The organism is Snodgrassella alvi wkB2, assembly GCF_000600005.1.
Taxonomy (GTDB): Bacteria; Pseudomonadota; Gammaproteobacteria; order Burkholderiales; family Neisseriaceae; genus Snodgrassella; species Snodgrassella alvi.
In genome coordinates, this window is the sequence record NZ_CP007446.1 from 1,638,256 (window position 1) to 1,653,863 (window position 15,608).

The window sequence follows — 15,608 nt, forward strand, 5'->3', positions numbered from 1 at the left end:
AGTAAGAATATTATCTCCAGATTGGCGCAATAATCACGGTTGTGGCATAATTAATCACCGTAACCGCTAAATTTTTATTATGTTGCAATCTGGACATATTTTCATTGTTTCCGCCGCTTCCGGAACAGGCAAAACCACTCTGGTTTCACGTCTGAGTGCCTGTCAGCCTGATATCCGTATTTCTATCTCCCACACCACCAGAATGCCGCGAGATGGAGAGCAAAATGGCATTCATTACCATTTTGTCAGCCGTGATGAATTTGAGCAAATGATTGCTGCCAATGCTTTCATAGAACATGCAAATGTCTATGGTAATTATTATGGCACCAGTTTAAAAGCTGTTGAGTCATTATCAAAACAGGGCTATAACGTTATTCTGGAAATAGATGTGCAGGGTGCTGAACAGATCCGCCGTTTATTACCGGAAGCCACCAGCATTTTTATTTTGCCTCCTTCAATGGCTGAACTGAACGAACGTCTGCGAAACAGAGGCACGGATAGTGAAGATGTAATAGCCTACCGGTTGGAAAAATCACGTGAAGAAATAGAGCAAAGCCTGTTATTCGATTATGTGATTGTTAATGAAGAGATTACTCAAGCAGAAAATGACCTGCTGGCGATTATTCGCTCAGTTGGCTTGCGTGCCAAAGCACAAAGCCAGACAATTATACAAATTTTATCCGAAAAATAATTTATTTACCTTTTATTACTTATCCTGATATCAGGAATGGAACTCAGATTATGGCTCGTATCACTGTAGAAGATTGTATCGGACGTATTCCGAATCATTTTGACCTGACCATGATAGCTGCTTTACGCGCCCGTCAGCTTGCCAACGGCGCTACTGCACTGGTCGAAGAAGATCATGATAAACCGACTGTCATTGCCTTGCGCGAAATTGCCGGCGGACAAATCGGAACAGAATTACTTAACCAGCAAAAATAATACAGGCAAACAGCCATGTACCCCCCCAGCGTGCCTTATAAACCACCAGTAAACCAATGGCGGGATAATCTTTTCGCACATACAGAATATCTGAATAAACAGGAACGCTGGGAATTGCTGGAACAGGCATGCGCCTATATATATTCTCTTGCAGACAAAACTGGCAAAACTGCATTACTGGAACGCAGTTTTGCCATTACTACATCTCTTGCACAAAATCTGCACAGAGTACAGGCTCTTGCTGCCGTTTTAATCAAAATTGCTTTTGAAGATTTAGGTACTTCAGACTCTCACCTGCCAAGCCATGCATTAGGACAGGTGGGGATGAAAATTTTAAACGAAATTAATACCTCAGCATATACAGATATTGCTTCACAACTTAAATGCTGCGAGCAGCAAATAGAAAACAGCTATCATGCCATTATTACCGAGGCACAGAATAAATTATTGCACACCGCATCCTACCTCGGAAAAGATGATCTGCGATTACTTGGCAAAGCCTGCGAATTCGGTGCAACTGCACATCAGGGACAGTTTCGCAATAGTGGTCTGCCCTATATTACCCACCCCATAGCGGTGGCGACACAACTGGCTGAATGGCATGTAGACATTCAGGCTTTATGCGCTGGTGTATTACACGATGTGCTGGAAGATACCGGTACCACCAAAGAAGAAATTATAGCCGTATTCGGAGAAACCATAGCCAATATGGTTGACGGTCTATCTAAACTGGAAAAACTGGAATATAACAGCCAGCAGGAAGCACAGGCTGAAAGTTTCCGCAAGCTTATTATGGCAATGACTCAGGACGTACGGGTGATCATTGTCAAGCTGTCAGACCGGCTGCACAATATGCGCACACTGTCAGCAAAAAAACCAGCCAGCCGAAGACGTATTGCTCAGGAAACCATGGAAATCTATGCGCAGCTGGCCAATCGCATCGGATTAAACCATGTTTATCGCGAATTACAAGACCTGGCATTCAAGCATTTATATCCGCATCGCTATGAAGTACTCGCCAAAGCTATTCAGTCATCCCGACGTAACCGGCGTGACGTTGTAGGAAAAGTACTGCGCGCATTCAGTCAGCGTCTGGTTAGTGCCAATATCGAGGCACAGGTAAGAGGCCGAGAAAAAAATCTTTATAGCATATATGAAAAAATGCGCCGGAAAAATCTCCATTTTGCCGACGTAATGGATATATATGCATTCAGAGTTATCGTTAATAATATACCAGCCTGCTATACCGCTTTAGGCGTACTGCATAATCTTTACAAGCCTAAGCCGGGAAGAATCAAAGACTATATCGCCATCCCTAAAAATAATGGTTACCAGAGTCTGCATACCATACTGGTAGGCCCGTATGGTCTGCCAATTGAAGTACAGATTCGTACACATGAGATGGATACCATTGCCGAACGCGGTATAGCCAGTTACTGGATGCACAAAGATGGTGAGCAGAATAGCTTTGATCAGGCTCAGATGCGTACTAATCAATGGCTGCAAAGCATACTTGATATTCAGGCGCATAGTGCCAATGCCATTGAATTCTTTGAACATGTAAAAACTGATCTGTTTCCAAACGAGGTATACGTTTTCACCCCTAAAGGCAAAATCATTACCTTACCGGAAGGTGCCACACCGGTGGATTTTGCTTATGCAGTTCACACCGGAATTGGTAATCGCACTGTTTCAGCACGTATTAATCACAATCTCATGCCATTACGTACCCGGCTGCACACTGGTGATACAGTAGAAATCATTACCTCCAGCAATGGTCATCCTACCCCGGCATGGCTTGATTTTGCCGTTTCCAGCCATGCACGCAGTGCCATTCGCAGCCAGATTAAAAAAATGAATCGCTCAGATGCTATCCGTCTGGGTGAGAAGTTATTACAAAAAGCACTCTCCAGCCTGTTACCGGAAAACGTTTTACTTTCAGACAGCCTGAAAGATAAATATCTGGCCGATTTACAACAGAAAAATACTTCCTTTGAAAATATCCTGTGCGAAGTTGGTATGGGATTGTTGCAACCGGTTTCCATAGCCATGCACATCGCAGAGCTGGCCGGAGAACACTTTAACAACACTATTAAACTGGCACCCATTAATCTTACCGGTAATGAATCTACCCATATTCATCTGGCCAAATGCTGCCACCCTATTCCCGGCGATACTATTAAAGCCCTATTAATCAAAGATCAGGGAATCATTATTCATCGTGACACTTGCAACACCATTCTGAAAACAGACCCTGAGCTTCAGCTTGATGCTAACTGGGATATTATGCAGGCAAGCAACTATCAAACAACACTGTGTCTGAATGCAATCGACAGTCATGGCTTACTGGCTACTATTGCTCAGGCTATTTCCTCCAATGGCGGAGATATCAAGTCGGTTGAAACAACATCGAAAAAACTTGAGGGAATTGAGGGATTTATCGAATTTCGCTTTGTTTTACAGGTAAAAGATTTAGACCAGCTGAACCAGATTACACGGGATCTGCACTCTGTACCTCAGATTCGCCGCGTAAACCGCGTCTGAACAATCTTTCCTGATAAATATTCATATATATCCGTTAAATATCATCTTGACGAACGATATTTAATCAGACATAATTCTGCCTTATTTTTAAAATAAACCTATGTCTGTTATTACTTTGTTTATTACAGATATAGCCATTATTTACACCTTAGGAGGTGATGTTGTAAACGGTTATGCGGTACCGTAAACACCGCCCTAGCCCTAAGTGGCAATATTTAAATATTTAGCTGATTAATAGTAATCAGCATCAGAACTCATTTATTCAGGAAAAAACATGCCTTCTGTACGTGTAAAAGAAAATGAACCTTTTGAAGTTGCGATGCGTCGCTTTAAACGCTCTGTTGAAAAAACCGGTCTAATGACCGAACTGCGTGCTCGTGAAGCTTACGAAAAACCAACTACTGAACGTAAGCGTAAAAAAGCAGCAGCCGTAAAACGTTTACAGAAACGCTTGCGCAGCCAGCAATTGCCACCAAAATTCTATTAATTGGTAGCTCCGGTTTATCATTTTCTGGTAACCGGAAATAAATACAATTGAAAACAATACCGCAGGCTATTGCTTGCGGTATTTGCATTTTACAGAAATAACTATCTGAAGCACCGCAATTTTAGCAGTATCATACTAAACTAATTTAATTTTTATTTATTGCGAGCAATATTATGAGCCTGAAACAACAACTGCAAGAAGATATGAAAACTGCCTTGCGCAATCATGATTCAGCTACCCTGTCCACCATTCGAATGGCACTGGCTGCAATAAAACAGATCGAAGTAGATGAACGAATCGAAGTAGACGATACACGCTTCACAGCTATTATCAGCAAAATGGTTAAACAGCGCAAAGAGTCTGTACGCATGTATACCGAGGCTGGCAGAACTGATCTGGCAGAAAAAGAACAGTCAGAAATCGATCTGCTCCAGAATTATCTGCCCAAAATGCTCGACGAAGCTGAAATTGACGCAGCAATTAAAGAAGCCATAACCAGCACAGGCGCTGCGCAGCCAAGTGATATGGGTAAAGTTATGGGTGTACTGAAAAAAACACTGGCCGGTAAAGCTGACATGAGTGAAGTCAGCAAAAAAATCAAACAGCTTTTAAACTAAAAGTTATCTGCATTAACCATAACAGCAGATCAGAAAGACCATTTTCCAATCTTTCATATTGAAGATAGCAGGCATAGTTGGCATGATTCCCAGTGAATTTATTGACGAATTATTAAATAAAATTGATGTCGTCGATGTAATTGAAGAGTTTGTACCGTTAAAAAAAAGCGGTGCCAACTACATGGCCTGCTGCCCTTTTCACAAAGAAAAATCTCCTTCCTTTTCTGTCAGCCCCAGCAAACAGTTTTATCATTGCTTTGGCTGCGGCGTACATGGTTCAGCCATTGGCTTTATCATGGAATATCAAGGATTAAGCTTTCAGGAAGCTGTGCAATTTCTGGCCGACCGGATCGGAATGACCGTACCCAGACAGATTGGCAACAACAACTCACAGGCACATAAAGCCCTTAAACAGCAACAGCAGACACTGGAACAAACCACAGCTGATGCCGCCACCTTTTACCAGCAACAACTTAAAACCTCGCCAAGTGCTCAGAATTACTTACAGCAGCGCGGCCTGAGCGATGAAATCATTCTTCATTATGGTTTGGGCTATGCACCTGATGACTGGCAGGCACTGGCAAAAGTATTCCAGCCCTATCCAAGCAATGCACTAGTAAACAGCGGTATGGTCATTACCAAAGACGACCGCCATTACGACCGGTTCCGTAACCGTATTATGTTTCCAATCCGCAGTACCCGTGGTCAGATTATCGGGTTTGGTGCGCGCATTCTGGATTCAGGCGAACCTAAATATCTTAATTCACCTGAAACTCCCTTGTTTGATAAAGGGCGTAATCTGTATGGCTTGTATGAAGCACGTGCTGCCATTAAAGAAGCACAGCGTGTACTGGTAGTAGAAGGTTATATGGACGTAGTTGCCCTGGCACAGTTTGGTCTGGGCTATGCAGTAGCCGCACTCGGTACAGCCACCACCGCCGAACATGTGCGCTTACTGATGCGACAAAGCGACCATATCTATTTTTGCTTTGACGGCGACAGCGCAGGTAAAAAAGCAGCCTGGCGGGCTTTAGAAAATGCCTTACCCCAGTTAAAAGACGACAAAATTTTACACTTTCTGTTCTTACCGGCAGAACACGATCCTGACAGTTATGTACGCAGCTATGGATTAAAACCATTTGAAGATGCATTACTCAACCAGAGTCTGCCGCTATCAGCCTATTTCTGGCAGGTACTGACAGAAAATATTGATATGGATACACAGGAAGGCAAAGCGGAGCTGATTAAAACCGCCAGTCCTTTACTGGCGCAAATCAAAGCACCGGCACTTTCTTTTCTGCTGCGTCAGGAACTTAGCCGGAAAGTAGGTATTGATGAACACAATCTGGCACAACTGCTCGGGCAGGAACTGCCCAGACCTCAGACTATCAGACAGAAAAGTTATCAATTACCCCGCAATACTTTCCGGCAGCCGCCAGTCATGTCATTAGTGCAAAAGCAGATACGCGCGCTATTGATAAATCCGCAATGGGCCGTATATATAGAACTACCAGAATATCTGGACCTGCACGGCGATTATGCATGCCTCGCCGCGCTGGCTGAACGTATTCAAGCCTCCGTTACCCCGTTAAACAGTGGTGCCGTGCTGGAACTGATGCGTAATACTGAATTTGAACCCGTTATCCGGCAGATTATTCATGATTACATGGACTCACCGGATGTCATGCAGCCAGGCAATGAAGATGACTGCACCACATTCAGACAGGGCATGCAAAAATTACTGGACAACCTTAAAACACAGCAGATTGATGCGTTGAAGCGCAAACTCCAGCATGAGCGACTAAGTGCCGACGAAAAACAGTTACTACTGCTACTTTTAAGTCCGTCCAAAATGCCGTCAGTATAAACCGGCGGTTATTGTAAACGCTTGCAGCGACAAAGTCGTTGTGAATACATCGAGTAAAATATGGCAAACTCCACACCTAAGAAATCCACTATTGATACCAGTCAGGAACAGGATGATACTCGCCCGTTAACCGCAGAAGAACAGCGTGCCCGCCTGCGTCAGCTGATTATTCAGGGTAAAGAGCGCGGTTATATTACCTACGCCGAAATCAATGATGCCCTGCCCGACGAAATGTCTGACGCCGATCAGATTGACAACATTGTATCGATGATCTCCGGTCTGGGTATTCAGGTTACAGAAGAAGCTCCTGATGCCGAGAGTCTGCTCATGGGCGACAACACCGCCAACATGACCGATGACGACGCAGTAGCAGAAGCAGAAGCAGCACTATCTAATGCCGACAACGAATTCGGACGAACCACCGATCCGGTACGCATGTATATGCGTGAAATGGGACAGGTAGACCTGCTGACCCGTGAAGATGAAATCATCATCGCCAAAAAAATCGAAAATGCCCTGCGTAACATGATTCAGGCCATTTCCGCATGTCCGGGATCAGTAGCAGAAATACTTGCTCTGATTGATGCCGTGCGCAAAGACGAAATCAAAGTAGACGAAATAGTCGAAGCCATTGTCGACCCGCATGAAGAGCTGCTGGATGAACTGGGCATTGGTCTGGATACCAAAAACGAAGACACCGAAATTACTGATGACAGTGATGACAGTGTAGACGTTGATGATGAAGAAAATGATGAAGAGAGTGCAGCACTGGCCGCTTCAGCCAACCTTGAAGAACTGCGCCAGAAAACACTCGAACATTTCGATGGTATTCAAAGCCTGTACGATACCATGGTTGCCACCTTACAGGAAAAAGGCAGTCACCATGACGATTACCTGAAATTACAGCAGGAAATCGCCGAACAACTGCTACAGGTGCGTTTCGCTACCCGTCAGATTGAAAGCCTGTGCGACAATCTGCGTATGCGCGTTAATCAGGTAAGACAGCTTGAACGCGAGATTCGCGATATTGCCCTGAACCGCGTCCACATGGAACGCGACTATTTTATTAAAAGCTTTACCAATCGTACTACCGACCTGGGCTGGGTAGATGAAGAACTCTCCCTGAACCGCGTATGGAATGAAGCATTGCGCCGTTTTCAGTATGCCATCATCGAAAAACAGACCGAACTGGCCAATCTGGAGCAGTCTGCCCAGATCTCACTGGATGAGCTTAAACAGATTAACAAAAATATGGTGAAAAGCGAGCAGGAAACTGCCGCAGCCAAACAGGAAATGATTCAGGCCAACCTGCGTCTGGTGATTTCCATTGCCAAAAAATACACCAACCGCGGTCTGCAATTTCTCGACCTGATTCAGGAAGGTAATATCGGCCTGATGAAAGCCGTAGATAAATTTGAATATCGCCGCGGCTATAAATTTTCCACCTATGCCACATGGTGGATCCGTCAGGCAATTACCCGCTCTATCGCCGATCAGGCGCGTACCATTCGCATTCCGGTACACATGATTGAAACCATCAACAAAATGAACCGTATCTCCCGCCAGTATCTGCAGGAAAACGGCGAAGAAGCTGATTCTGCCAAACTGGCTGAGCTGATGGAAATGCCGGAAGACAAAATCCGCAAAATCATGAAAATTGCCAAAGAGCCTATTTCAATGGAAACTCCGATTGGTGATGATGATGATTCTCATCTGGGCGACTTTATCGAAGACGCCAACAATGTTGCACCGGCAGATGCGGCCATGTACTCCAGTCTGCGCGAAGTAACCAAAGATGTACTTGAAAGCCTGACTCCGCGCGAAGCCAAAGTACTGCGCATGCGTTTCGGTATCGACATGAATACCGATCATACACTTGAGGAAGTGGGTAAACAGTTTGATGTTACCCGTGAGCGCATCCGTCAGATTGAAGCAAAAGCCCTGCGCAAATTGCGCCACCCTACCCGCTCTGACCGGCTGAAAAGCTTTCTTGATAGTGACGAAAACAAGCAATAAACATTTTTTAGTTTAAAACCAGAATCATCCGCCAAGAGCGGATGATTTTTTATGTAAAACCTTGCAATACCCATCTGTATTGGTTACAATATGCAGCTTACGGGTCTGTAGCTCAGGGGTTAGAGCAGGGGACTCATAATCCCTTGGTCGTGGGTTCGAACCCCACTGGACCCACCAAATAACCCATAAAATTCTGTATCAGAAAACAGAGTTTTTATCAAAAAAGCCGCTTTCAGCGGCTTTTTTATAGCTTATTAAAATAATCTGCATAAATAATAAATACTATAAATTTTATTATACAGGCACGAATTTTCATTCAATACTCACTGAAAACATATCCTGTAAAAACTCTGAGCTAAAAATTATATTTATAATATTCTACAAACAATATTTTAAACTATGGCTACCAAATAATTGTTTAATTATGATTTTTATCATCTGTCTAGCTGAATATATCTCAGTCCGAATGATATTTACATTAAAACAGTAACTTTTATTTAACATTTGTTCATCATAAAAAAGCAATTGGTTAATTTTACTTTATAACAGATACATTTCTCCGAATTTAGCTTTGGCAAATCAACTAATCATATTTTAAAAATTAACATAAATATAATAAATATTAGAATAAATTCATTTTTACATGCATATAGTTGCACAATTAATACACTTATTTCTGATTTTTATATTTTTTTTAATTATCCGTAAATCTCACGTCAGTACTGGCTTTAAAACCGGTAATATTACTTAAGCATAAAACACAAAAACTAATAAATAACAAAAACTTTTATTAACATTTATAATTCTACCCGTAACATCCAGCGTTATTAATCTGGAGAATGTTAGTTTATGAAATATAAAACCTGCTCTTTTACACATCAAAATATCATATAGCATATTTGCTTTGTATTTTTATGAAAACACTTATTTTTCTAAAAAATTTTGATCAACTTTTCGGCAATGCTATCCGCTAATGTTGTTATCATAAAGTTAACCTTATTTGAATAGGATATAACATATCTTCTATAATTATTTCGTATAGGATTATTTTTATTTGTTAATTAGCAATTAGTGTGCAAATAAACAAATTTGTAAATTTACAGCTACTGTTTATTTTTAAATACCTGCATAATCAAGGAAAACCGATGAATAACATTTATAAATCCAAATGGAGTGAAGCAACACAGACATGGGTAGCCTGCTCGGAACTGGTACGTGGTAAAACTAAAAATAACTGTGTCAAAATCGCTGCAGCTGTTGCCCTTGCTTTAACCAGTTTAGGCTCATATGCTGCTGATACTGTTCCCTGTGACAATAACGCAGGAAGTGTTGTAGTTTCAGGACCTTCTACATGTTCGTTACCTTCGTTACCAGACGGAACAACTTATACCGAAATTTCTGCATCAGATGGCGCAAAGTTAGAAAAGTTACCAGGTGAAGAAGATAAAAAAATTGAAGCCATTGGAAAAAATAAAGTCAAAAAAGTAATTAATGTAAATGGAGAATCTACACTAGAAGCTACAAATATAAAGACTACAAGTAAAGGTAATTCATCAGACGCCAGCGCTTTAGCTATTGCAGGCAACTCAAAAGTAACAATTGATAGAAACCTGGAAGCAAATAGTTCCGGTAATTCAGCGAATGTTATTGCGAATTCAGACGGGTCTGTATTAAATGTTGCTAAAGGTAAAGATTATAAAGGTAGTATAAAAATTACTGATACAAGTAACAATGGTTTCACTAACGGTATAAAAAATGATAATGGTGAGATATATGTTAATGGAGACATTACGATTACATCCAAAACTGAAGCTAGTAATTCAAACTCATCAATAGATAATATAAACGGTGGTAGTATTACAGCCGATAACATAACTATAGATCAAGGAGGTAAAAATTATGCAATTCATCAAACGTCAAAAAATTCATCTATAACTGTTAAGAATAATTTAACCATTACATCCGGAAATATTCCTGAGGGAAATTCTGCGATTACAATCGAAGGCGGATCTATAGAAGTCAAAGGTAAAACTGATATTACGACTCATGTTGATTCAGAAACTATCGAAGAACCTGAAAACGTATCTGCTATTTCTATCACAAACGGAAAATATACAGCTAACGGTGGAGCTGATATTAAAATTAAAGATGATGATGAAGATAACTTTAAAGATGCTACAGGAGTCATCATTGGAAACGAAGGAATTTTTGAAAATAATGGTACTCTAACGGTAAATAATGGTCAAAATACTGTAATTTCAACTGATACAAAATTAGGTGAAAACGCAACTTTTACAAACGAAGCAGCCGGGACTACAACGAGTAACGTTGATACCATTGTTCATAATTCATCTGGAATATTAAAAGTAACTAATTCTGGGAAATTAATTTCTGAATCTGATAAAAATTCAGTTTTAAAAAATAATAAAAATGGTATTATCAATGTTGATAACGATGGTACTGGTACTATTGCCGGTAACATTACTAATATAGATAACGGTACAGTTATTATCAATAACAGCGGTAATATACAGAAGAAGATTGAAACTTCCGATAATACCCAGAGCAAGACTGAAATTTCTGATAATACCCAGAGCAATACTGAACCGAACAAGATTGAAAATTCCGGTACAGGTTTGATAGATATTACTAATACGGATACCGGTACTATAGACAGCGATATTCTTAATAAAGATAACGGTAAAGTTATTATCAAGAACAGCGGTGATATCAAGAAGAAAAAGATTGAAAATTCCGATAATACCCAGAGCAAGACTGAAATTTCCGATAATACCCCGCCGAAAAAGATTGAAAATTCCGGTACAGGTTTGATAAATATTACTAATACCGGTACTATAGACAACGATATTCTTAATACAAATACTGGTACCATTAGCATTACCAATAACGATAACGGTACCCTTAATGGCTCTATCACAAATACCGGTGATGAAATAAAAGTAAATGATCCCAATGCAGAGATTCCTGCTAATATATTTATTGATAACAAGAAAAATTTAAACGGCAATATTAATAATGAAGGCAATGGTAGTATTGTTGTTAACAATAATACAGCCAGCTCTGTTATAAACGGTAATATTACTAATGCTAAGGATGGTAATATCGCTATTAATAACAGCGGTAAGGCTAATTCCTCTAAAATTACTAATTCCAATGCTGGTAAGATTGACATTACCAATAACAAGGACGGTAATGTTAATAGTGAAATTACCAATGAGAATACTGGTGCTATTAAGATTACCAATGATGGTACCATTAGTGGCTCTATCACCAATACCGGTAATGCAAGTACTGTCGCCGCCAACAATATTGATATCACCAACAATGGTGTTTTAAACAGCGATATTAATAATAAAGACAATGGTAATATCGCTATCAATAACAGCGGTAAGACTGATTCCTCTAAAAAAATTACTAATTCCAAAGATGGTAAGATTAACATTACCAATACAGCGGTCGGCGATTTTCAAAGTGCCATTGATAACGATGCAACCAGTACCGGCATAATTACTCTGGATAATAAGGGTACTGTTAATAGTACTATTACTAATCGGAATACTGGTGCTATTAATATTACCAATAACGATAACGGTAACCTTGGCGGCTCTATCACAAATACTGGTAATGCCGGTACTATTCATATTATCAATAACGATAAAGGTACCCTTGGCGGTTCTATCACAAATACCGGTGATCAAATAAATGATACTACTGCTAATATATTGATTGAAAACAATAATGATTTAAACAGCACTATTAATAATGATGGCAATGGTACTATTGCTCTGGATAATAAGGAGGCGGGTACTGTTAATAGTACTATTACTAATCAGAATACTGGTGCTATTAAGATTACCAATACCGGTACCATTGGCGGCTATATCAAAAATAAGGGTACAGGCAGTATCTCTTTAACCAACAACAATATCATCGATAACAATACCTTTGGTACCTTTGACGGTTATATCGAAAATAATGGTACAGGCAGTATCTCTTTAATCAATAACGGTATCATTAGTGGCTCTATCACCAATACCGGTACTAAAAATAATGTTGATAATATATTGATTGATAACAATAAAGAGTTAAAGAGCACTATTGAAAATCTCAATGGTAGTATTGTTGTAAACAACAATAAAAAAGGCTCTTCTTTTACCGGCGATATTCATAATAACAGTGGTTTTAATACAGGTAAGATTACTGTTAACAACAATGAAGAAAATACTAAAATTAATAGCCATATTACCAATGATAATGGTGATATTACTATTAACAACAAGGCATACAATTCTACTATTGAGGGCGATATTACTAACAAAAATCACGGCCGGGTTACTATCGAAAACAGCGGTAAGGTTGGTAAAACTGGTCAAAATGGTGAAGCTGATACCTTTCTAAAAATTACTAATTCCGGTGGTAGTATTACCATTAAGAATGATAATGACGGCGATTTTCTAGGTAACATTGATAATGATAATGATGCAACTGGTACCGGCCGCATTGGTATTTACAATAATGGAAATACCTTTAAAGGCTCTATTACCAATCAGAATACTGGTACCATTGATATTGCCAATAGAGGAAAGAACTTTGACGGCTCTATTACCAATCAGAATACTGGTAATATTAGTATTACTAATGACACAACCTTAAACAGCACTATCACCAATACCGGTGATAAGCGTACTGATGGCTATAATATTGAGATCACCAACAATAAGGAGTTAAACGGCTCTATCAAAAATGAGGGAACAGGCGATATCCATATTAAAAATACCAAAGATACCAGTTCTATAATAAGCCGTATTGGCCGTATTACCGGTGAGATTACTAATAACAATACCGGTACTATCATCTTGGACAATGATGGTGAGATAGCCAACGCTATTCTTAATGGAGGTGCTGGTGCCATTAATATTGCCAATAACGGTACACTTAACGGTTCTATCACCAATACCGGTGATAAAATAAATGATACCACTGCTAATATATTGATTAAAAACAATAAAGACGGCTTTATTAATGGTGATATTACTAATAGTGGTGCTGGTAATATCACCATTACGAATCAGGATGAAGCTGTATTAAACAGCAATATTAATAATGATGGTTCCGGATCCATTATATTTACTAACAATGGTGATGTAGATGCTAATGTAGTTAATAATAATCCCAGTGTAAGGATTAACGATACTAGTCTGAGACAAATTCAGAATACTGGTAATGGCAAAATTACTATTATCAATAATAAAACTTTGAACAGACCAATCAGCAATACTAGTGGTGGTATTATTGATATAACCAATAACAGTAGTATGGAAACGGATATAACCAATAATACTGAAAGCAGTGAAGGCGGAATTACATTTAAAAATAAACAGGAATTCAAAGGTAAGCTGATTAACGCTAACTCAGGATCTATTTCTGCCACAAATACCGGAACCTTTACCGGCGTGACAACAAATTCCGGTTCGGGGATATTAGATCTGGATAATCAGGGTATCTGGAACAATACTGGAAACTCTGTATTAACAAAGCTGAAAAACACTACCGGGACAATTATATTTCCGCAAGTATCTGAAGTTAATGCCGGAGACAAAGACCAGTACCATACTATCACTGTTAATGGTAACTATACCGGTGGCGGTTTGATGCGTGTTAATACTGTATGGAATAAGGATGGCACTTCTTATAGCGACCGCATTGATATTCATGGCGATGTAGACGGTGCCCCTACAACAGTGCGTACATTAAACGAAAAAGGTATCTATGGCGATGTAACCCTGAAAGAGATTCCTATTCATTCTGCAGTTGTGGTACATGTAGCCGGTAAGAGTAGCGGCAATGATTTTACCGGTTCCGCTCCGACTACTAATGCCGGCGAAGCTCAGCTTAAAAAAATAGATACTACTTCAGGAACTGATTATGCATGGACATTAACCGCACAACCTAAAACACCTGATCCTGTTGTGCCTGTTCCACCCGGACCTACTGTTTCTGATAAGCCTGTTCCGCCAGCACCACCCATAAAAGAAGTACCAATTTATGCAGAACCGGTTTCCGGTTATGTGCAGATGCCTACAGCAGATATGGAACTTGGCTTTACCACGGTTGGTACATTACATGAGCGCCGCGGTGAAAACCAGACTTACAATATCACCGGCTCAAATAATACTGCTCTTGGTGATGATCAGCAGCAGACATGGGGCAGAGTTCTGGTTAAACATCTGGATAAAGATGGTAAAAAACGTCTGGATACCGCTGGTAATCAATCTGTATTACAGATTGGTCATGATTTTATTCTGGATGAAAATGAGAAAACCGGAACACGTCGGCATATTGGTGGCTATGTAGCTTATGGCCATAATGAAAATGATTTCCGCGATGAGTACCGTGCTAAGAATGGTTATATTGTTGATGACCATTACACGGGTAAAGGCCGTACGGATGCAGTAAGTGTTGGCGGTTATGGTACCTTCTACGGCAATAATGGCGGTTATGTGGATCTTGTTGGTCAGGTAACTTATCTGCGCAATAAATACAATGCCCGTTCGAACGAATCTGTACATCAGAACGGCTGGGGTGCAGCTTTATCAGCTGAAACAGGTAAATCATTTATTGTTTATGGAAATAACTGGTTTGTAGAGCCGCAGGCTCAGCTGGTATACCAGTATCTGTCTCTGGATGATTTTAATGACAGGATCCGCCATGTTGACCAGCATGATCCGTCTGCACTGCGCGGTCGTGTAGGTATGCGTTTCGGCTATAATGGTGATACCCGTGATAACCTGCCGTCATCCTCTTTCTATGGTATCGCGAATATCTGGCATGATTTTGTTAATCCAAAATCAGTTGATATTGGTCGTGACAGTCTGAAAGAAGAGTATGCGAAAACCTGGGGCGAACTCGGTCTGGGTATTCAGTTGCCAATCACCCGTCAAAGTGATTTCTACAGCGATATCCGTTACGAGAAAAATTTTGGCAGTGATAAACGCAAAGGCTTTAAAGGTACTATGGGTTATAAATATACCTGGTTATAATGCATTATCCGGCAGTAGCCATATGGTTACTGCTGCTTTCTGCAGGGCACAGCATTTAATGCTGTGCCCTG

General features: G+C 40.3%; 8 protein-coding genes and 1 tRNA gene. All 9 read left to right on the top strand.

The genetic code is table 11. The features are described from left to right. The first annotated feature begins 79 nt into the window (after nt 1-79). The 9 genes from gmk (at nt 80) to SALWKB2_RS07515 (ending at nt 15,537) form a co-directional block, all read left to right on the top strand. A complete protein-coding gene (gene gmk, locus SALWKB2_RS07475; RefSeq protein WP_025331048.1) occupies nt 80-691 on the top strand; it encodes a guanylate kinase in 612 nt (203 codons plus the stop codon). A 50-nt stretch (nt 692-741) separates the two neighbouring features. Further along, the gene (rpoZ, locus tag SALWKB2_RS07480; protein ID WP_025331049.1) at nt 742-945 is read left to right on the top strand and encodes a DNA-directed RNA polymerase subunit omega; all 204 of its coding nucleotides are present in this window, start codon (nt 742-744) and stop codon (nt 943-945) included. Between the two features lie 15 nt (nt 946-960). Beyond that, a complete protein-coding gene (locus SALWKB2_RS07485; RefSeq protein ID WP_025331050.1) occupies nt 961-3,489 on the top strand; it encodes a RelA/SpoT family protein in 2,529 nt (842 codons plus the stop codon). A gap of 274 nt (nt 3,490-3,763) precedes the next feature. Further along, nucleotides 3,764-3,976 carry a 30S ribosomal protein S21 gene (rpsU, locus tag SALWKB2_RS07490; protein WP_025331051.1) on the top strand — a complete coding sequence of 71 codons (213 nt, stop codon included), beginning with the start codon at nt 3,764-3,766 and terminating at the stop codon, nt 3,974-3,976. 173 nt (nt 3,977-4,149) lie between these two features. Beyond that, nucleotides 4,150-4,593, top strand: a complete 444-nt coding sequence (locus SALWKB2_RS07495) for a GatB/YqeY domain-containing protein (RefSeq protein ID WP_025331052.1) — start codon at nt 4,150-4,152, stop codon at nt 4,591-4,593. Nucleotides 4,594-4,675: 82 nt separating this feature from the next. Then, a complete protein-coding gene (gene dnaG, locus SALWKB2_RS07500) occupies nt 4,676-6,460 on the top strand; it encodes a DNA primase (RefSeq protein WP_025331053.1) in 1,785 nt (594 codons plus the stop codon). A 60-nt stretch (nt 6,461-6,520) separates the two neighbouring features. Then, nucleotides 6,521-8,476 carry an RNA polymerase sigma factor RpoD gene (gene rpoD / locus SALWKB2_RS07505; protein ID WP_025331054.1) on the top strand — a complete coding sequence of 652 codons (1,956 nt, stop codon included), beginning with the start codon at nt 6,521-6,523 and terminating at the stop codon, nt 8,474-8,476. A 101-nt stretch (nt 8,477-8,577) separates the two neighbouring features. Then, nucleotides 8,578-8,653, top strand: a tRNA-Ile gene (locus SALWKB2_RS07510). 968 nt (nt 8,654-9,621) lie between these two features. Further along, on the top strand, nt 9,622-15,537 hold the full coding sequence (locus tag SALWKB2_RS07515) for an autotransporter outer membrane beta-barrel domain-containing protein (protein WP_100115205.1): 5,916 nt from the start codon (nt 9,622-9,624) through the stop codon (nt 15,535-15,537). Nucleotides 15,538-15,608 lie beyond the last annotated feature (71 nt).

Bases quoted from the DNA above. Each gene is read 5' to 3' on its own strand.
- rpoD (WP_025331054.1), top strand. From the start codon at position 6,521: ATGGCAAACTCCACACCTAAGAAATCCACTATTGATACCAGTCAGGAA.
- gmk (WP_025331048.1), top strand. From the start codon at position 80: ATGTTGCAATCTGGACATATTTTCATTGTTTCCGCCGCTTCCGGAACA.
- dnaG (WP_025331053.1), top strand. From the start codon at position 4,676: ATGATTCCCAGTGAATTTATTGACGAATTATTAAATAAAATTGATGTC.
- SALWKB2_RS07515 (WP_100115205.1), top strand. From the start codon at position 9,622: ATGAATAACATTTATAAATCCAAATGGAGTGAAGCAACACAGACATGG.
- rpoZ (WP_025331049.1), top strand. From the start codon at position 742: ATGGCTCGTATCACTGTAGAAGATTGTATCGGACGTATTCCGAATCAT.
- rpsU (WP_025331051.1), top strand. From the start codon at position 3,764: ATGCCTTCTGTACGTGTAAAAGAAAATGAACCTTTTGAAGTTGCGATG.
- SALWKB2_RS07485 (WP_025331050.1), top strand. From the start codon at position 961: ATGTACCCCCCCAGCGTGCCTTATAAACCACCAGTAAACCAATGGCGG.
- SALWKB2_RS07495 (WP_025331052.1), top strand. From the start codon at position 4,150: ATGAGCCTGAAACAACAACTGCAAGAAGATATGAAAACTGCCTTGCGC.